The sequence below is a fragment of the Micromonospora sp. NPDC005299 genome, from assembly GCF_042872345.1.
Lineage (GTDB): Bacteria > Actinomycetota > Actinomycetes > Mycobacteriales > Micromonosporaceae > Micromonospora.
Genome location: NZ_JBIAKG010000001.1, coordinates 400,758 through 418,912 on the forward strand (window position 1 = coordinate 400,758; position 18,155 = coordinate 418,912).

General features: G+C 71.8%; 21 protein-coding genes and 1 pseudogene. 14 read left to right on the plus strand and 8 right to left on the minus strand.

What is annotated here, in order from left to right; all coding sequences use genetic code 11:
• Positions 1–90: 90 nt before the first annotated feature.
• Genes ACFYPD_RS01915 through ACFYPD_RS01925 form a run of 3 tightly spaced genes read left to right on the plus strand, consistent with a single transcriptional unit; the run spans position 91 to position 3,926 of the window.
• Positions 91–897 carry a hypothetical protein gene (locus tag ACFYPD_RS01915; protein WP_387107715.1) on the plus strand — a complete coding sequence of 269 codons (807 nt, stop codon included), beginning with the start codon at positions 91–93 and terminating at the stop codon, positions 895–897.
• Between the two features lie 11 nt (positions 898–908).
• On the plus strand, positions 909–2,819 hold the full coding sequence (locus ACFYPD_RS01920; protein WP_387107717.1) for a fumarate reductase/succinate dehydrogenase flavoprotein subunit: 1,911 nt from the start codon (positions 909–911) through the stop codon (positions 2,817–2,819).
• A 3-nt stretch (positions 2,820–2,822) separates the two neighbouring features.
• Positions 2,823–3,926 (plus strand): succinate dehydrogenase/fumarate reductase iron-sulfur subunit, encoded by a 1,104-nt coding sequence (locus ACFYPD_RS01925; RefSeq protein WP_387107720.1) that lies wholly within the window; start codon positions 2,823–2,825, stop codon positions 3,924–3,926.
• 85 nt (positions 3,927–4,011) lie between these two features.
• Here the strand turns inward: ACFYPD_RS01925 and ACFYPD_RS01930 are convergent, their stop codons facing one another.
• Positions 4,012–4,449 (minus strand): (deoxy)nucleoside triphosphate pyrophosphohydrolase, encoded by a 438-nt coding sequence (locus ACFYPD_RS01930; RefSeq protein ID WP_387107722.1) that lies wholly within the window; start codon positions 4,447–4,449, stop codon positions 4,012–4,014.
• 184 nt (positions 4,450–4,633) lie between these two features.
• Here ACFYPD_RS01930 and ACFYPD_RS01935 point away from each other — a divergent pair, with 184 nt between their 5' ends.
• From ACFYPD_RS01935 to ACFYPD_RS01950, 4 genes are all read left to right on the plus strand, one after another.
• A complete protein-coding gene (locus tag ACFYPD_RS01935; RefSeq protein WP_387107725.1) occupies positions 4,634–4,942 on the plus strand; it encodes a 4a-hydroxytetrahydrobiopterin dehydratase in 309 nt (102 codons plus the stop codon).
• Positions 4,943–5,071: 129 nt separating this feature from the next.
• Positions 5,072–5,389: a hypothetical protein gene (locus tag ACFYPD_RS01940; protein WP_387107727.1), complete on the plus strand. Its 318-nt coding sequence runs from the start codon at positions 5,072–5,074 to the stop codon at positions 5,387–5,389.
• A 108-nt stretch (positions 5,390–5,497) separates the two neighbouring features.
• Positions 5,498–5,860: a PH domain-containing protein gene (locus ACFYPD_RS01945; protein WP_387107728.1), complete on the plus strand. Its 363-nt coding sequence runs from the start codon at positions 5,498–5,500 to the stop codon at positions 5,858–5,860.
• A 1-nt stretch (position 5,861) separates the two neighbouring features.
• Positions 5,862–6,614, plus strand: a complete 753-nt coding sequence (locus ACFYPD_RS01950) for a class I SAM-dependent methyltransferase (RefSeq protein WP_387107731.1) — start codon at positions 5,862–5,864, stop codon at positions 6,612–6,614.
• Here ACFYPD_RS01950 and ACFYPD_RS01955 read toward each other — a convergent pair.
• On the minus strand, positions 6,592–7,047 hold the full coding sequence (locus tag ACFYPD_RS01955) for a hypothetical protein (protein ID WP_387107734.1): 456 nt from the start codon (positions 7,045–7,047) through the stop codon (positions 6,592–6,594). The two genes, ACFYPD_RS01950 and ACFYPD_RS01955, sit on opposite strands and share 23 nt — an antisense overlap.
• Before the next feature lie 61 nt (positions 7,048–7,108).
• Between ACFYPD_RS01955 and ACFYPD_RS01960 the strand changes: the two genes are divergently transcribed.
• The 4 genes from ACFYPD_RS01960 to ACFYPD_RS01975 are packed head-to-tail and all read left to right on the plus strand — an operon-like array spanning position 7,109 to position 9,809.
• Positions 7,109–7,825, plus strand: a complete 717-nt coding sequence (locus ACFYPD_RS01960; RefSeq protein ID WP_387107735.1) for a vancomycin high temperature exclusion protein — start codon at positions 7,109–7,111, stop codon at positions 7,823–7,825.
• A 34-nt stretch (positions 7,826–7,859) separates the two neighbouring features.
• Positions 7,860–8,228: a hypothetical protein gene (locus tag ACFYPD_RS01965; protein ID WP_387107738.1), complete on the plus strand. Its 369-nt coding sequence runs from the start codon at positions 7,860–7,862 to the stop codon at positions 8,226–8,228.
• Between the two features lie 53 nt (positions 8,229–8,281).
• A complete protein-coding gene (locus tag ACFYPD_RS01970; protein WP_387107740.1) occupies positions 8,282–8,830 on the plus strand; it encodes a GNAT family N-acetyltransferase in 549 nt (182 codons plus the stop codon).
• A gap of 52 nt (positions 8,831–8,882) precedes the next feature.
• Positions 8,883–9,809, plus strand: coding sequence for a hypothetical protein (locus tag ACFYPD_RS01975; RefSeq protein ID WP_387107742.1), 927 nt, complete (start codon positions 8,883–8,885; stop codon positions 9,807–9,809).
• Between the two features lie 14 nt (positions 9,810–9,823).
• Here ACFYPD_RS01975 and ACFYPD_RS01980 read toward each other — a convergent pair whose 3' ends face one another.
• On the minus strand, positions 9,824–10,060 hold the full coding sequence (locus tag ACFYPD_RS01980) for a hypothetical protein (protein ID WP_387107743.1): 237 nt from the start codon (positions 10,058–10,060) through the stop codon (positions 9,824–9,826).
• Positions 10,061–10,165: 105 nt separating this feature from the next.
• On the opposite strand from ACFYPD_RS01980, the gene ACFYPD_RS01985 reads away from it, so the two are divergent.
• Both ACFYPD_RS01985 and ACFYPD_RS01990 read left to right on the plus strand, forming a co-directional pair.
• A complete protein-coding gene (locus ACFYPD_RS01985) occupies positions 10,166–11,131 on the plus strand; it encodes a phosphotransferase enzyme family protein (RefSeq protein WP_387107746.1) in 966 nt (321 codons plus the stop codon).
• Positions 11,132–11,330: 199 nt separating this feature from the next.
• Complete coding sequence (locus ACFYPD_RS01990; protein WP_387107749.1) at positions 11,331–12,092, plus strand: hypothetical protein; 762 nt, start codon at positions 11,331–11,333, stop codon at positions 12,090–12,092.
• Between the two features lie 966 nt (positions 12,093–13,058).
• Here the strand turns inward: ACFYPD_RS01990 and ACFYPD_RS01995 are convergent.
• The 4 genes from ACFYPD_RS01995 to ACFYPD_RS02010 form a co-directional block, all read right to left on the minus strand.
• Positions 13,059–13,499, minus strand: a complete 441-nt coding sequence (locus tag ACFYPD_RS01995; protein WP_387107751.1) for a hypothetical protein — start codon at positions 13,497–13,499, stop codon at positions 13,059–13,061.
• A 636-nt stretch (positions 13,500–14,135) separates the two neighbouring features.
• On the minus strand, positions 14,136–15,221 hold the full coding sequence (ychF, locus tag ACFYPD_RS02000) for a redox-regulated ATPase YchF (RefSeq protein ID WP_387107754.1): 1,086 nt from the start codon (positions 15,219–15,221) through the stop codon (positions 14,136–14,138).
• A gap of 36 nt (positions 15,222–15,257) precedes the next feature.
• Positions 15,258–16,004, minus strand: a complete 747-nt coding sequence (locus ACFYPD_RS02005) for a Type 1 glutamine amidotransferase-like domain-containing protein (RefSeq protein ID WP_387107757.1) — start codon at positions 16,002–16,004, stop codon at positions 15,258–15,260.
• Between the two features lie 30 nt (positions 16,005–16,034).
• Positions 16,035–16,547 carry a MarR family winged helix-turn-helix transcriptional regulator gene (locus ACFYPD_RS02010; protein WP_387107759.1) on the minus strand — a complete coding sequence of 171 codons (513 nt, stop codon included), beginning with the start codon at positions 16,545–16,547 and terminating at the stop codon, positions 16,035–16,037.
• Between the two features lie 94 nt (positions 16,548–16,641).
• On the opposite strand from ACFYPD_RS02010, the pseudogene ACFYPD_RS02015 reads away from it, so the two are divergent.
• Positions 16,642–17,415, plus strand: a pseudogene (locus tag ACFYPD_RS02015) (EamA family transporter); the annotation flags it as partial.
• A gap of 212 nt (positions 17,416–17,627) precedes the next feature.
• Here the strand turns inward: ACFYPD_RS02015 and ACFYPD_RS02020 are convergent.
• A complete protein-coding gene (locus tag ACFYPD_RS02020; RefSeq protein ID WP_387107762.1) occupies positions 17,628–18,092 on the minus strand; it encodes a hypothetical protein in 465 nt (154 codons plus the stop codon).
• Positions 18,093–18,155: the final 63 nt, after the last annotated feature.

Below are 18,155 nucleotides of genomic sequence, written 5' to 3' on the forward strand. Positions count from 1 at the left end.
GTGGCAGTGGACGCGGTCTCGCCGGTCCGCTGACCGGTACGGAAGGTGTGATCCGCCGCCCCCGTGAGGGCGCCGTCAGGGAGACGACTAATGACATCAACGGCAACGAGGCCGCGGGGAGCGCGCGGGCGCGCCGCCATCGCGGCGAAGACGTTGCGAACGGACCGCTGGTGGTTCGCGCCACTGATCACCGTCGTCGGGCTCAGCGCCTGGGTCATCTACGCGACGGTCCGGGTCTTCATGCACAAGTGGTACTGGGTGGACCAGTACCACTACCTGACGCCGTTCTACTCCCCCTGCGTCACCGAGCGGTGCGTCGAGGGCTCCTCGCACTTCGGCAGCTTCCTGCCGGGCTGGTGGATCATCCCGGACGCGGCGCTGACCCTGCCGTTCCTGCTGCTGTTCCGGCTCACCTGCTACTACTACCGCAAGGCCTACTACCGGTCGTTCTGGCTGTCGCCGCCGGCCTGCGCGGTGCCGGACGGGCACCAGGCGTACGGCGGGGAGACCCGGTTCCCGCTGCTCGGCCAGAACCTGCACCGCTACTTCTTCTACGCCGCCGCGATCATCTCGCTGATCAACACCTACGACGCGATCTACGCGTTCCACTCGCCGAAGGGCTTCGGCTTCGGCCTGGGCAACCTCGTCCTGCTGCTCAACGTCGTGATGCTCTGGGCCTACACCATCTCCTGCCACTCCTGCCGGCACATCATCGGCGGGCGGCTCAAGCACTTCTCCAAGCACCCGCTGCGCTACCGGGCGTGGAGCGGGGTGTCCTGGCTGAACGTCCGGCACATGCAGCTCGCCTGGATCACCCTCGGCACCCTGGCGCTGACCGACTTCTACGTCATGGCGGTCGCGGCCGAGTGGTTCCCTGATCTGCGGTTCATCAACTGAAGGCCCCTGACATGACTGAGACGCGAATCGAACGACACCACTACGACGTCGTCGTGATCGGGGCCGGCGGCGCCGGCCTGCGCGCGGCGATCGAGGCCCGGCTGGCCGGCAAGAAGACCGCGATCATCTCGAAGTCGCTGTTCGGCAAGGCGCACACGGTGATGGCCGAGGGCGGCGCCGCGGCCGCCATGGGCAACGTGAACTCCCGGGACAACTGGCAGGTGCACTTCCGGGACACCATGCGCGGCGGCAAGTTCCTCAACAACTTCCGGATGGCCGAGCTGCACGCGAAGGAGTCGCCGCAGCGGATCTGGGAGCTGGAGACGTACGGGGCGCTCTTCGACCGCACCAAGGACGGGAAGATCTCCCAGCGCAACTTCGGCGGCCACGAGTACCCGCGGCTGGCGCACGTCGGCGACCGGACCGGCCTGGAGCTGATCCGCACCCTCCAGCAGAAGATCGTCTCCCTCCAGCAGGAGGACAAGCGGGACCTGGGCGACTACGAGGCCCGGATCCGGGTCTTCTCCGAGACCACCATCACCGAGCTGCTGCTCGACGGGGACCGGGTCGCCGGCGCGTTCGGCTACTACCGCGAGTCCGGCGAGTTCATCCTCTTCGAGGCCCCGGCCGTGGTCCTGGCGACCGGCGGCGTCGGTCGTTCCTACAAGGTCACCTCGAACTCCTGGGAGTACACCGGGGACGGTCACGCTCTCGCGCTGCGCGCCGGGGCGACGCTGATCAACATGGAGTTCCTCCAGTTCCACCCGACCGGCATGGTCTGGCCGCCCTCGGTGAAGGGCATCCTGGTCACCGAGTCGGTCCGCGGCGACGGCGGGGTGCTCAAGAACTCCGAGGGCAAGCGGTTCATGTTCGACTACGTCCCGGACGTGTTCCGCAAGCAGTACGCGGACAACGAGGCCGAGGCGGACCGCTGGTACAAGGACCCGGACAACAACCGGCGCCCGCCGGAGCTGCTCCCCCGCGACGAGGTCGCCCGCGCCATCAACAGCGAGGTCAAGGCCGGTCGGGGTACGCCGGCCGGCGGCGTCTTCCTGGACATCGCCTCCCGGCTGCCGGCCGAGGAGATCCGCCGCCGGCTGCCCTCGATGTACCACCAGTTCAAGGAGCTGGCCGACGTCGACATCACCAAGGAGCCCATGGAGGTCGGCCCGACCTGCCACTACGTGATGGGTGGCGTCGAGGTGGACCCGGACTCCGGTGCGGCGTACGGCACCGTGCGCGGGCTCTTCGCCGCCGGTGAGGTCTCCGGCGGCATGCACGGCTCCAACCGGCTCGGCGGCAACTCGCTGTCGGACCTGCTGGTCTTCGGCAAGCGGGCGGGCGGCCACGCCGCCTCGTACGCCGACCAGCTCACCTCGCGCCCGGCCGTGTCGGTGGCGGCGGTGGAGGCCGCGGTGGAGACGGCGCTGGCCCCGCTCCAGCGGGACACCGGCGAGAGCCCGTACGTCCTCCAGCAGGACCTCCAGGCGGTGATGGGGGAACTGGTCGGCATCATCCGGCGGGAGGGCGAGCTGGTCGACGCGCTGGCCCGACTGGCCGAGCTGCGGGAGCGGGTGGCCAAGGTGAGCGCGGCCGGCGGCCGGCGCTACAACCCGGGCTGGCACCTCGCCCTCGACCTGCGCAACATGCTGGTGGTCTCCGAGTGCACCGCGAAGGCGGCCCTGGAGCGCCAGGAGTCGCGCGGTGGACACACCCGGGAGGACCACCCCGCCATGGACCCGAAGTGGCGGCGGGTGAACCTGGTCTGCTCGCTGGACGGCGACACGGTCCGGCTGGCCCGGAAGCCGCTGCCGAAGATGCGCCCGGAGCTGGTCTCCCTGTTCGACCGGGCCGAGCTGGCCAAGTACCTGACCGATGAGGAACTCGCCGAGTTCGACGCCCTCACCGAGGAGGAGCGCTGAGGAATGGGAACTGACAAGACGCAGGCGACCGGCAAGCCGGGCACGAAGCGACCCTTCCGCATCTGGCGGGGCGACGAGAACGGCGGCGAGCTCCGCGACTACACGGTCGAGGTGAACGAGGGCGAGGTCGTCCTCGACGTGATCCACCGCCTCCAGGCCACCGACGCGCCGGACCTGGCGTGCCGGTGGAACTGCAAGGCCGGCAAGTGCGGCTCCTGCTCCATGGAGATCAACGGCAAGCCCCGGCTGAGCTGCATGACCCGGATGTCGACCTTCGAGGAGGGGGAGACCGTCACGGTCACCCCGCTGCGCACCTTCCCGGTCATCCGGGACCTGGTCACCGACGTCTCGTTCAACTACGAGAAGGCGCGGGAGACCCCGGCGTTCGCGCCGCCGGCCGACGTGGCCCCGGGCGACTACCGGATGCAGCAGGTCGACGTCGAGCGCTCGCAGGAGTTCCGCAAGTGCATCGAGTGCTTCCTCTGCCAGAACGTCTGCCACGTGATCCGCGACCACGAGGAGAACAAGCAGGCGTTCTCCGGTCCCCGGTTCTTCATCCGGGCCGCCGAGCTGGACATGCACCCGCTCGACGCGAAGACCGACCGCAAGGAGTACGCGCAGTCCGAGATGGGGCTCGGCTTCTGCAACATCACCAAGTGCTGCACCGAGGTCTGCCCCGAGCACATCAAGATCACCGACAACGGGATCATCCCCATGAAGGAGCGGGTCGTCGACCGCAGGTACGATCCCCTTGTGTGGCTTGGTAGCAAGATCTTCCGGAGGGGTCAGGTGCCTCAGACCAGCGTGACCAGCGGGCATTCGAGCAGCGCCGTGAGCGCCAGCGCGGCCCACGGCGGGGTGCACTCGCACGCCGGCGGCTCGCACGACACGGCGGCCGAGCGGGAGGCTCAGCAGGGTGTCAACTGGCACCGCGAGGTGCCGCACCCGACCGCCCCCGCGGTCGATGTCAACGGCAAGCTGCCGCTGACCGAACTGACCTTCGACCGGGCCGCGGCGCCGTCGCCGTTCGGTGACGACGTGACCTTCCCGCTGCCGCCGGAGCACCTGAACTTCGCCCACCCGCAGCAGGACGAGCCGAAGCACTGAGCAGCACACCGACAACGACGACGGGGGCCGCGGCACATGCCGCCGGCCCCCGTCCCGTTTCTGTCCCCGCGTCCGCTTCCGGCGCTCAGGAGCCGGCGAGCAGCGGGCGCAGGGCGGCGACGATCGGCACATCGGCCGGCAGCCAGGGAACGCTGTCGAGTTCGCCGGGGGCGAGCCAGCGCAACTCCAGGTGCTCCAGGGCCTTCGGCTGGTCACCATGCAGGAGACGGGCGACGTACACCCGGAGGACGGAACGGCCGTGGGCCATCCGCACGTCGCGGCCGAGCCGTGCGCCGATCTCCACCCGGACGCCGAGCTCCTCGGCGCACTCGCGGACCAGCGCGTCGGTCTCGGTCTCCCCCGGCTCCACCTTGCCGCCGGGGAACTCCCAGCGCCCGGCCACCTCTGGTGGCGCGGAGCGCGCGCAGGCCAGGACCCGGCCGTCCACGATGATCGCCGCCCCGACGACCACTTTCGGCTCCCGTCGGTCCTGCCCGTTCCCGCTAACCCGTTCGGTCCGCACGGGCGTCCAGCGTGCCAGATCAATCGGCGGTTTGGGTAGCTGAGTCGACCGTCAGGTCAGCAGAACACGGAAGTGTGGGCGTGGACACACCATCTGTGCGACGACAGACTAGAGGGCGTCGACTGGGACACGGGATGGCGACGATTTGGCCACAAGCCGGCAACGACGCCTGGGAGGTGCGGTGATGCGCGTGCTGTTCAACGGCCGGGCGAAGCACGACTACCTCAGCGACGCGCTCGCCCTGCTGTCCGGATGGACCCGGGAGGGCGAACAGATCCGCCGCACGCTCGTCATCGACGACACCCAGCACGCCGCGCTCACCGAGCGGGTCGCGGTGGTCGCCGACGCGCTGCGCCTGCGTCCGGAGATCAGCCGCCGGGCCGACCGCACCCAGATCAAAGTGGGCCACGGCGACGGGGAGCCGCTCACCGAGGGCGAGGTCCTGCTGGCGGCGCGCATCGAGGACGCGGTCCGCGCGGTCACCGAACCCTGAGCGCTCTCCTGAAAGATCCCTGAAAGTTTCTGGTTAGCAACTAAATCCTCCGGGGTAGGACTTCCGGCACAGGGAACCACAAGGCTCCCTTAAGCGACGGAATGTGTGAAAACCCCTTAGGAGCTGACCATGACGACGCCTACCGCGGCCACCAACCGGGCCACCGACCACGTCGACCGCGACGTACGGCACCTGCACCGGCACGGCGAGGAGACCAAGCCGGCGTGGAAGACCACCGAGCTGGCCGTCTACCTGCTCTCCGTCATCGGCGTCCTGATCGCCTCGAACGCCGTCGGCGACGGCGCCGCGAACAACGGCGGCGACTACTTCGCCGCCGACAAGGCCTGGTGGTACATCACCCTGCTGACCGTCGGTTACCTGATCAGCCGGGGCCTGGCCAAGGCCGGCAGCCGCAGCCGCGACCACGACCCGCGCGTCGACCACTGACCCCCGGCCACTGACCCCCCGACTCCGGCAGCCCCGTCCACGCGGACGGGGCTGCCGTCGTTCGCCGGGCACCGGGTTGGCTGGCGCGCCCCACCTACCGTCGGGGACATGGCCGATCCGACGTACGACCGCAGGGAACAGTTCCAGCAGATCCAGAGTGGCCTCCTGCCCGGCGAGCAGATCATCGCCGTCTACGACGCGGTCGGCACGGGCACCGGCTTCATCGGTCTGACCGACCGCCGGGTCATCATCCAGGACCGCTCCTTCGTCGGGAAGCGGTACGCGATCACCAGCATCCCGTATGCGAAGATCACCAGCGTGAGCGTGGTGAGCAACAAGTCCTGGGGCGGCTCGTTCTTCTCCACCGGGGCCATCGCCATCCACGTCGGCACGCACACCTATGAGGTGGAGTTCCGGGGCGCGCAGAAGAGCCACCACGTGCACAACGTCATCCTCCACCACATCTCCTGACGTGCCGGTCGACCTGCCGACGGCGCTCTACGACGCGGACAACGCGTGGGGGCGCGACGACGATTTCTTCCTCCGCTTCGTCGGGCGGACACCGACCCGGGTCCTCGACCTGGGCTGCGGCACCGGACGGCTCACCCTGGCCCTGGCGGCCGCCGGTCACCGCGTGACCGGCGTCGACCCGGAGCCGGGGTCGCTCGCCGCCGCCCGAGCCAAGCCCGGCGGCGACCGGGTCACCTGGATCCCCGGCACCGCCGCCGACCTGCCCGACGCGGCGTACGACGTGGCCGTGCTGACCAGCCACGTGGCGCAGGAGATCCGGGACGACGGGGCGTGGGAGGCCACCCTCCGCCACCTGCGTCGGGCCCTGGTCGCCGGCGGCTGGCTGGCGTTCGACTCGCGCGACCCGGCCGCGCGGCGCTGGGAGCGCTGGAACCCCACCGACTCCCGCCGCCGGCCCACCCTGCCCGACGGCACGGTGGTGGACGCCTGGACCGAGCTGACCGCCGTGCGCGACGGCCTGGTCAGCTTCCTGCACCACTACCTGCTGCCCGACGGCGCGGAGCTGCGCCACCCGGGCACGCTGCGCTTCCGCACCGAGCAGGAGCTGCGGAGCGCCCTCACCGGGTCCGGCTTCACCGTCGAGCGGGTGCTCGGCGGCTGGGCCGGGGAGCCGGTCGGCGCGGGCGACGACGGCGAGCTGATCGTGCTCGCCCGCGCGGCGCACCCGGCGGTCAGCGCCGGTACGCCAGCGTGAAGTCGAGCGCCCAGTCGATGCCGTCGGCGGACCGCTCCCAGCGGCCGTCGATGGCGGTGCCGTCCTCACGCAGCGTCCCGACGAACCGCTGGTGGAAGCCGGGCGCCTGCCGCCACATCCGCCACACGTCGTCGGCGAACGTCATCCGGTAGACCCGGTGCACACCGCGGGCATCGGCGTAGAGCACCGCGAACTCCTCGTCCGTGTCGTCCAGGCCGATCAGCTGCGTGGCCGGGAGCGGGTTGTTCTCCCGCCAGGCGGGCGGCGCGGTCTCCGGCACCGGGTCGGCGTCGCTGTGCTGCCGGAGGAACCGGCCCTCCTCCACCCAGGCGAACTCCGTCCAGCCGGCACCGAGACCCTCGACCTCCGGCTGCACGGTCCACCGTCCGACCAGCACGTCGAGCCGCGCGAGCGCGGGATGCCGCTTCCCCACCGTCGTCCTCCTCCCACCGCCGGGACTCCGGTGCGCGCCGCCGCCTGACAGAATCGCCCGCATGCGGGGGCTGTTCGCAAGGGTCAGGGGATGGTGCACCGACCGCAGACCGACCGTACGCCGGATCCGCCGGGCCGTGGTGGTGGCCGTCGCCGGCGCGGCGCTGCTGGCCGCCGGCACCGCGGCCAGCGTGGCGTGGATCCGCAGCGGCGCCGAGGACCACCTGTTCACCGAGGCCGACGTGCCGGAGGCCCCGGTCGCCCTGGTCCTGGGCACCAAGGTGGAGGCCGACGGCACCCCGTCGCCGTTCCTCACCGCCCGGCTGGAGATCGCGCAGCGGCTCTTCGCCACCGGCAAGGTCCGCGTCATCCTGGTCTCCGGCGACCACATGAACGACGACTACGACGAGCCCGACGCGATGCGGCGCTGGCTGGTCGACCGGGGCGTGCCGGCGGAGAAGGTGGTCCTCGACCACGCCGGCTTCGACACCTACGACTCCTGCGCCCGGGCTCGGCGCATCTTCGGCGTGCAGCGGGCGACCGTGGTGACGCAGTCCTTCCACCTGCCCCGGGCCGTGGCGGTCTGCCGGCACCTCGGCGTGGCCGCCAACGGCGTGGGCGACGACACCGCCCGCCGGTACGCGGAACGCTGGCGGATCAGCGCCACCCGGGAGTACGGCGCCTGCGTCAAGGCCACGGTGGACGTGTTCTCCGGCCGCGATCCCGTCCATCTGGGCCGCCGCGAAACCGGTGTGGACGACGCCCTGCGCGCGGGGTGACGTGCGGCCGGCCGGTCGGCGGTAGGGTCGCGGCGTGGTGAAGCTTGCCGAGGAGACCCTGGCGGCGGTCGGTCGGATGACCGTCGCGGCGACCGAACTGGAGCACGTGCTGTCCCGGCTCGGCGCGGGTGACGCGGACGCCGACGAGATCTTCGCCCGGACCGGGGCGCCGCTGCTCGCGGCCCGCGAGGCGGCGCGGTCCGCCCCGCCGGCGAGCCGGGAGGAGTACGCCAATCTGGTCGAGGGGGCGGCCACCCAACTGGCCGTGGGCCAGGCCGCGCTGCGGGCCGTGTGGCGCGGTGGCCGGACCGACCCCGCGCTGTTCGACGAGATCACCGTGCGGCTGCTGCGCTGCCGGGACGTCCTGCACGACCAGGTCCTCGTTCCGCAGGGGATTGACTAGCCGGGGCCGAGGCTCCGTGGTGCCGTCCACCGGGCCGGCGCTATCGTCGCCGGATGCCCGAGCTGATCGCGCCCACCACCCGGCTGCACTCCGCCTGGCTGGCGGCCCACCGGGAGTGGGGACCCGGCCGCCACGAGGACGGTTTCGGGCTGCGCCCTGCCGACGAGGTGGTCTCCCCGGCCGGGTTCACGGCCTGGGTGGCCCGGTTGACCGACGAGTCGGACCGGATGCCGGACCCGGGCGGGGTGCAATGCACGTACCGGTGGATCGTCGAGGGCGACACGGTGCTCGGTGGGATCGCGCTGCGGCACGAACTCGACGACTTCCTGCTGCGGGTGGGCGGCCACATCGGCTACGGCATCCGGCCGTCGGCGCGGCGACGGGGCCTGGCCACCTGGGCGCTGGGCCGGATGCTCGACGAGGCGCGCGGGCTCGGCCTGGAGCGGGTGCTGCTCGTCTGCGCCGACGGCAACACCGCCTCGGCGCGCACCATCGAGCGCCTGGGTGGCGTCCTCGAGGACGTCCGGGACACCGAACTGGGCCCCGCCCGGCGTTACTGGATCACGCTCCAGGCACCGCGTACCCGCCCCCACCCGGGCTGAAAGTCCTGCTACATTCGCGCTTCGCCTCGATCGATCGAAAGAGGAACTGCGCATGACCGGCACGGGGGCCGAATCGGGCGCGGGACCGGCGATGGACCCGGTGCCGGGCACCCGATCAGCCGATCGCACCGCGCCGCACCCACTCGCGCGGCCGCCGTCGAGCTACGGCTCGCCGCCGTACGCGCCAGCCGCGGGAGAGCAACCGGTTCCGTTCGCGCCGCAGCCGCAGATGCCGTGGGCGTCCCCACCCGGCCCGCGCAACCGCGCTCTCGTCGTCGCCGGCGTGATCGTGGGCGTGGTGCTGCTGGTGGGCTGCCTCGGCCTGACCGGAGGCGTGCTCCTGCTGCGCTCGGCGACGACCACCGCATCCGGACCGGCACGGGAGGCGCCCCCGGCGCCCACGACGGGCCGCAGCCCGGCCGCGACCGCCGAGCCCGACGTCAGGGAAGAGCCGGTGCAGCAGGGGCCGCAGGCCAGCGCGTACCCGGCGGAGGAGATCTCCGACCTGAACCGGGTGTGCGACGACGACGTCTACTACCCGCAGTCGCCGAAACGCGCCGGCAAGGCGCCGCACCCGCTCGTGCTGCTCATCGGAGACGGCTCCGGGCTGCGCTACCAGGACGGCACCTACTACTTCTCGCAGGGCCTGTCGAAGAAGGTGGAGCAGACCTGGGCGCCGGAGGCACCCACCAAGGTGCAGATGGTCGCCTGCCTGGACCGGGTCAGCAGCGGCGCGACGATCCGCCGCTGCAAGTACGACGATCCGAAGCCGCTGACGTTGACGCTGCTGCGGGCGAGCTGGCGCCTTCGGGTGTACGAGGTGTCGACCGGCCGCAAGCTGCTCGACAAGGCCATGACCGGCGACGACCAGGCCTGCCCGTACGTCGTCCTGGCCGGCCCGGACAAGAAGATCTACGCCGACGTCAGCGACCGGGCGGCCGTCGCCGCGCTCCGCAAGCTGGTCAACGGGTCAGCCTGAACCGGCCGCCCGCGCTACGGCCGGGAGGGGGCCGGCCAGGCGTCGCGTGCCTCCAGCACGTCCAGGTCGCGCTCCGCGTAGAGCCGGTGCTCCCACTCCTCGTTGAGGACGACCAGCAGGCACTCCCGGACATCGACCGACCCGTGCAGCAGCTCGGGTCGCAGCCGGCCGGCCCGTTCGACGGTCCCGCCCCAGAGCCGCTCCAGGGTGTCCCACGCCTCGCGGAAGCCGGACGGGTCGGTCGGGCGCATCCGGACCCGGTCCGGGTGCAGCTCTGAGGCGCCACCGTCCCGGCCCGCGCCGACGGCGGGCGAAACCGCCTTGCCGGCCGGACTGCCGGCTGCAACGCTCCGGTCATGCTCGACAAGCCTGGCGTCGACGAACGGTTGCTGGCCGCCGAGGTCGCCGCCGCCTGGGCCGTGGACATCGCCGATCTCGTGTTCATGCCGGTCGGGCTCGACGGGCACGCATGGGCGTACCGGGTGGACACGTCCGACGGCGAGCGCTACTTCCTGAAGATGCGCCGCGGCGAGTACACCGGCGCGGCCGTCCTGCTGCCCGGCTTCCTGCGGGCGCAGGGCGTCCGGCAGGTCGTCGCGCCGATCGACCTGCCGGACGGCGCAGCCAGTCGCGGGTTCGGGGACTACCGGCTGCTGCTCTACCCGTTCCACGATGGCGGCAGTCGGTGGGGCCGCGGCCTCACCGATCGCCAGTGGATCGAGTACGGCGAGTTCCTGGGCCGGCTGCACGCGGTCACGCCGAGCGCCGACATCGCCACGGTCCTGCCGGTCGAGACCTACCGGTCGAGCGCGGGCGAGCGGCTGCGCACCCTCGGCGAGCAGGCCGCGGCGAGCGAAGCCCTCGGCGCTTTCTGGGACCGGTACGCTGCCGCCCTGCACCGGCTGTCGGACACGGTCGACGACCTCGCCTCCCGCGTGACGCAAGGTCGACACGTCGTCTGCCACGCCGACATCCACCCCGGCAACCTGATCGCCGACGGCGACGGCCCCCTGCACGTCGTCGACTGGGATGCGCCGATCCTCGCGCCCCGCGAGCGGGACCTGATGTTCGTCCACAGCCAGGACTTCGGCGACCACCCGATCAACGCGCACCGCGCCGAACTCTTCCGCCGAGGCTATGGGCCGTGGGAACCGGACCAGACCATGCTGAGCTACTACCGCAGCGAACGGCACCTCGACGATGTCGCCCTATTTCTACGCAGCATCCTCAACCCCGGGGCCAGTCCGGAATCTCGCGCCAACGACCTGCACTGGCTGACCCGCATCGCCGAGAGCGTCGCCGACCCCAGCTACGCGCCCTGACCCTCGCCAGACCGGCGGGCGCTGTCGACGGTCGGTTGGCAAGCGGAACGTGGAGCCGCTACGACGCCAGACAGTGAAGTGGGACCGAAATCAGCGACAGTTCGAGCACGATTCCGTGTTCGGGACAGCGCTGCCCGGTCCGGACAGGAGAACGTGACGGAAAGGGCAGGACGGGGGCGGGGATTTGCGAAAGCACACTGTGGACATCGATGAGCAATCGGCGGGCCTTGACCGGGCGGTTCTCGATGCGCTCCGGCGTTCCGTCGGGACGCGGCCCCGACGGTGGCTGATCACGATCACTCTGCTGCTGGGCCTGCTGGCCGCCCTGGCGCTGGCCGCGGCGGAGCAGCCCGGCGACCTGACCTTCTCCACCCTCTCGGACCCGGTGCAGAGCCTGATGTCGGTGACGGTGCCGTTCCTCGGCGTCCTGCTGGCTCGCGACCTGCGCCGGGCACCCCGCCCGGCACGGTTCACCCCCACCCTGCTGGCGGCGACGCTCCTGGCCGCCGCTGTCGGACTCTTCGGAGTCCTGGCATGCGCCGCTACTCTCGCGCTCGCACCGTCGGGCACCGCCCCGGATCCCTGGCGGCACGCCGCCACCATCGCGCTGGGCAGCGTACTGGTGCAGATCGTCGCCCAACTGGTGGGGACCGGGCTGGGCCTGCTGGTGCGGCCTGCTGTCGTCGCATGCCTCGCCACCATCGTGCTGCCGCTGGGCCTGTGGGCCCTGCTGGGCGGGGTCGACGTCCTCCAGCCTGCACGGGCCTTCACCCCCTACGCCACGGTCCGGAACCTGCTCTCGGGCCGGATGAGCGCAGCGAATTGGGCCCAGTGGCTGGTCGTACTCCTGATCTGGGGTGTCGGTCTGAACAGCACCGGCGTGGCCCGACTGAAGCGGCGGAGGCCGGGAGGCGACCCGACGCCAAGCGCCACCCCGCGCGATTCCGCTTCGGCGGTGTGATGGTGTTCGTTGGCGTTGACCGCCGGGTTCAGACGTTGAAGCGGAACATAGAGCCGCTGTCCCGCCACCAGCGTGAACGGTGCTTCGGGCCCACGCGTTCTGGCTGTCCGACATAAGTTGGGTGCATGAAAGGCGTCAATGCCGATGGACCAACCAGACCGGAGGTCGGTGCCATCACTAGCGGATCGCAATCTCGCGACAACGAGATGGACGTCATCGAGATCGGGCCTCGTAGGCCACCCCTGCCATGGTGGCGGGGACCCGGAATCGCCGGCCCCATCGCTATCGCGCTCGTCGTCGGGGCCATCACGGGATACCTCGCCGGCATCCGACGCGCCGAGACCCAAGCCCATACCGCCAGACCCGGCCCGCACGCGCCGACAACCGCCTCAATTGTGACGGCCGAGGCACAGCCGGTGACCGGGACCGGCAACCGGTGTTCGGCTCAACTCGGCGACAGGTTGCAACTGGGCGTTGAGATTGTCAACCGATCGGCCACCACCACGACGCTTGACCGGATCGAACCGGTCCTTCCGTTGAACGGGCTGCGAGCAACGACGAGCGGATGGGGAAGCTGCGGCCAGTTGTCGTACATGGACGCCAGGACCCCGCGCCCACTCCCACCGGGCGCCATCACCTGGTTGACGATTACGTTCGACGTGCTCATGCCCTGCCCAGCGCCAATGCCGGTCCTCTTCACCCTCACCTACACACAGGCAGGTGACACCGCCATCTCTGACCTGGGGGGTTTCCCCGATCTTGGCAACGTTCCCTACACCCGATGCACCCCCAGTCCTGGCTAACTCGGCCACTGTCGGGACGGCCGGATTCGGGCCGATGACCCCTTGACCCGAGGCAACAATCACAGCGCGCTGACCTGCGTCGCCACAGGCATCCAGGTGCGTTGACCATCCATCGGGGTCCGTGGACGTCCGCCGTCGCTCGTACCCGTCGTCACCCAGATAGTCACCCACTAGATCCTCGGACACTCGCTGGCTCGATCGTCCCGGAGCCCTCAGGCAGCCGTAAGGCCAGCGCCAGGGCCAGGCCGGAGCCGACGTAGAAGGCCATCTGAAAGCCGTCCTCCGACGCGGGCACGGCTAGCAGCGCGGGTACGACAACGACCGGCAACCGCGCGAGGAGACGGTTCCGAGTGCCGGTCGCCCAGATTGCTGCGATCAGGCTAGAGCCGCCCAACCACGCGAGGAAGGTGAAGCACGGCACGGCGAGGAGGTAACCGGCGGTCAGCCTGGACACGTCCACTCCGTCGCCGGACGAGACCTGGTCAGCCAGGGTGACCGCCACGAAGACCAGCGAGATTGCCGCCAGCGCGATCGGAATGTTCCAAAAGAACCAGGCCACGCCACAGCCGAATGAGCCGGCATCGCGGCGCGCGTTCCCCACCATCAACGCCTCCAACCTCCGCAACGGCACCCCATCGCGTCACCGAGCTGCCGGCTCGGCTCAACTTCCAGCCGCGCGAAAGCGGCTCCCCGGCTGGGCCGCCGATGCAAGCGTGCCGTACTTCACGGCTACAAGCGATCAGCCTTCCGTCCACCGTCCGCCTGCCGGCAACGCCGGCCCGAGGGGTCGCAGAGGCTCCGGGGTCAAGGGCGGCCCGAAGGGCCGTCGCGCAGCGATGCGAAGCACCCTTGAGGCCGGAGGGGCGGCCCCGCATCCTTCGCGCCGCATCCCCACCACGGCCGGCGGTGACTCGCCCTACGGCGCGGCGGTGCGACGACCGCCGCGCCCCCGCCGGCTGCCGGCCACATCACCACCCAGTCAACGATCCTGTCGTTCTGCGGCGGCCCACCGGGCTCCCGCTCTCCGCGCCAGCCGCCGGGCGTCAGGCGTGACGGCCCGCAGAGCGACAGCGGCAGCGGCCGGCGCTTGCCCAGGCGGCGCATGCGGCCCGTCTAGGGCCGCCTTGATGCCGGACTCGGAGGAGCGCACCCGCCGGGCGGTCGATGAGGCGTGGGGTTGTGCCCCTGGTGTGCCCCAGATCGGGGGCACACCCTCCTGACCTGCTAGAACGGGCCGGTTTCAGACGTTGAAGCGGAACTCCACCACGTCGCCGTCCTGCATGACGTACTCCTTGCCTTCGATCCGGACCTTGCCGGCGGCCTTCGCCGCCGCCATCGATCCGGCCGAGACCAGGTCGGTGTAGGAGACCACCTCGGCCTTGATGAAGCCGCGCTGGAAGTCGCTGTGGATGACGCCGGCGGCCTCCGGGGCGGTGGCGCCCACCGGGACGGTCCAGGCCCGCGCCTCCTTGGGGCCGGCCGTCAGGTACGTCTGGAGCCCCAGCGTGCGGAAGCCCACCCGGACGAGCTGGTCCAGCCCCGGCTCGGACTGCCCGATCGACTCCAGCAGCTCGCGGGCCTCCTCCTCGGGCAGGTCCACCAGCTCGGACTCGATCTTGGCGTCCATGAAGACCGCCTCGGCCGGGGCGACCAGGCCGCGCAGCTCGTCGAGGAACTCGGCGTTGCCCAGCTCGGCCTCGTCGACGTTGAAGACGTAGAGGAACGGCTTCGTGGTGAGCAGGTGCAGCTCGCGCAGGTGTTCCAGCTCGATCTTGGCGGCGGCGGCGCCCGAATAGAGGGTGGCGCCGCCGTCGAGGACCTCGACGGCCTTCTTGGCGGCCTCGACGGCGGCGGCCCGGTCCTTGCGGAGCTTGGCCTCCTTCTCCAGCCGGGGCAGCGCCTTCTCCAGGGTCTGGATGTCGGCCAGGATCAGCTCGGTGTTGATCGTCTCGATGTCGTCGGCCGGGGAGACCTTGCCGTCGACGTGCACCACGTTCGGGTCGGAGAAGGCCCGCACCACCTGGCAGATCGCCGAGGCGTCGCGGATGTTGGCCAGGAACGCGTTGCCCCGGCCCTGCCCCTTGGAGGCGCCCCGGACCAGGCCGGCGATGTCGACGAACGAGACCGGCGCGGGCAGCACCTTCTGCGAGGAGAAGATCTCGGCGAGCTTGGCCAGCCGCTCGTCGGGCAGCCCGACCACGCCGACGTTCGGCTCGATGGTGGCGAACGGGTAGTTCGCCGCGAGCACGTCGTTCTTGGTCAGCGCGTTGAACAGGGTGCTCTTGCCCACGTTGGGCAGGCCGACGATGCCGATGGTGAGACTCACGACGAGCCAGCTTACGCGCTTCGCCGCCAGGACCGGTCAGGCGGGCCGGGCGGGCAGCAACCGGGGTTCGATCCGGGTCTCCCGCACAGTGCCGTCCTCGGCGCGAACCAGCTCGTACGCGGCCACGCCCTCCCGGTCGGCGACCGCCTCGGCCAGCCGGGTGCCCCGGTAGATCAGCCCGACCCCGTCGTCGGTGCAGTGGCTGGTCGGCAGCGTGCCGTCGGCGACCAGCCGGTGCATGAGCGGCCGGCGCTGGTCCTCGCTGTCGTAGTGCACGCCGTTGCCGTACGGGAGCCAGCCGAGCCCGTCGGTGAACGCGCGCAGGCTGGGGCCGTAGCTGTCGGTGGCGCCGCCGAGGTGCCAGCAGATCGACCCGGCGGAGACCCCGCCGAGCACCACGCCGGCCTGCCAGCACTCGTGCAGGATGTCCGGCAGCCCGTGCACCCGCCACACGGCGCAGAGGTTGGCCACGCTGCCGCCGCCGACCCAGATGATGTCCTGGGCGAGCAGGTGGGCGCGGATGTCCTCGACGTTGGGCATCGGGTAGAGCGCCAGGTGGGAGGGGCGGAACCGGGTGCCGGCGAACGCGCCGTAGAAGACGGTGAACGAGGTGGGCTGGTCGCCGACCGCCTGGTTGAGGTAGCAGACCCGCGGCGCGTCGCCGGCCTGCGCCAGCTCGGCCATGAGGTCGAAGAGCTGGCTGGGCCGGGCGTCCCACGGGCCGCGGTGCCGGCTGAAGAAACCCATGCTGGTGGCGACGATGGTCGGTTCACTGGCGGGCATGGCCGTCCTTCCGGTCGGTGCTGATGGAGATCATCCTGCCCGATCCGCCGGCTCCGCCTCGATCGCGGCGAGCAGTGTGCGCAGCAGATCGGCCAGCCGGTCCTGGTCGGCGGTGGGCAGCGCGTCGAGGATCCGCCGCTGCACCTCCAGCCCGGCCTCGGCCGACTCCTCGATCACCCGGCGTCCGGCGTCGGTGAGGCTGACCCGCAGCGCCCGCCGGTCGGCCGGGTCGGGCGAGCGCCGGACCAGCCCGGCCCGCTCCAGCCGGTCGAGCCGGCCGGTCATCCCGCCGGAGGTGAGCATCAGCGAGGCCGCGAGCGCCTTCGGCGCCAGGGTGTACGGCGCGCCGGACCGGCGCAGCGCGGCGAGCACGTCGAACTCGCCCCGGCCGATGCCCCAGCCGGCGTACACCTTCTCCTGGCGGTCGCCGACCAGCCGGGCCAGTCGGTAGATGCGGCCGAAGACGGCCATCGGCTCGGGCCGCATGCCGGCCCGCTCCCGGCGCCACTGCTCGACGATCAGGTCCACGTCGTCGGTTGCCACGGCTGTCGATTGTGCCCCACGTCGCACTTCCGCTTTCACTCGGCACTGATTAGCTTAGAGCTAAGCTACTTAGCAGCGAGGAAAGGAGGTCGTCGTGGCCCGCCGCTGGACCGACATCGCGCTCACCGCCGTCGCCCCGACCACCTGGGGCACCACCTACCTGGTCACCGCCGAGCTGCTGCCCGCCGACCGGCCACTCTGGTCCGGCGCGATCCGCGCCCTGCCGGCCGGCCTCCTGCTGCTCGCGCTGACCCGCCGGCGGCCACACGGTGTCTGGTGGGGGCGGGCCGCCCTGCTCGGCGCGCTCAACATCGGGGCGTTCTTCCCCCTGCTCTTCGTCGCCGCGTACCGGCTGCCCGGCGGCACCGCGGCCGTGCTCGGGGCCGCCCAACCGCTGCTGGTCGCCGCGCTCACCGTCGCCCTGCTCCGGGACCGGCCCGGCCGGCCGGCGCTGCTCGCCGCGCTCGCCGCCCCGGCCGGGGTCGCCCTCGTGGTGCTGCGGCCGGGCGCCGGCCTCGACCCGCTGGGCGTCGCCGCCGGCCTGGCCGGCACCGCGGCGATGGCCGCCGGCCTGGTGCTCACCCGCCGCTGGGGCCGGCCGCCCGGAGTGGGCACCCTCGCCGCGACCAGCTGGCAGCTCGTCGCCGGCGGCCTGCTGATCGTGCCGGTCGCCGCCGCCGTCGAGGGCGCGCCGCCCGCGCCGGACGGGCCGGCCCTGCTCGGGTACGCGTGGCTCGGGCTGGCCGGCACCGCGCTGGCGTACGCGCTGTGGTTCCGGGGCGCGGCCCGACTGCCGGTCACCCGGGTGTCGGTGCTCGGCGCGCTCAGCCCGCTGACCGCCGCGACCCTCGGCTGGCTGGTGCTCGGGCAGGCGCTCAGCCCGACCCAGCTCGCCGGCTTCGCGGTGGCGATCGCCGCCATGGTGCTCGGCCAGCTCCCCGGGCGGGTCGCGCCGGGCGAGCGGGGCGGTCAGCCGGCGCTGCCCGGCCAGCTCACGGGAGCGGCCGCCCCCGTTCCAGGCGCCGGCCGGTCGCTGCCCGGCCAACTGCCGCGACTGGCCGCGCCCGGTGGATGCGCCCGTCAACCGGCGCGCAGCCGGCGCCAGTCGTCGACCGGGACATCGGCCGCCACGCCCTCGGGCAGCGCCCCGGGCGGCAGTTCCGCCGCCGCCGCGAGCGGCAGCGTGAACCGGTGCGCCGCGGACGGCGCGGCCGCGTGCGACTGGTCGAGCAGCCAGCGCACCTCGTCGACCGTCCAGCCCAGCCTGGCCCGGCCGGCGAGCTCCCGGACCAGCCGCAGGCCGACCCAAGTGTCGTCGTCGTAGAAGCGCATGCACCAGTGGTGCGCCCACATGCCGAGCGCGCGCAGCCCGGCCGGGTCGAGCGAGCCGACCAGCCGACCGCAGGCGGTGTCGGCGAAGACACGTCCCGGGTCGTCGGCCCGGTCCCGCTCGATCGCCCCGTAGGCGGCCGGCGCCACCACCCGCATCCGGTCGTAGAAGCACTGCACCACCGCAGCGTCCAGCCGTGCCCGCCCCGACCGCATCAGCGGACACCCCGCCCGGCCACGCTCACCATGCCCCGCACCTTTTCTTGAGTTGGTGGCGCG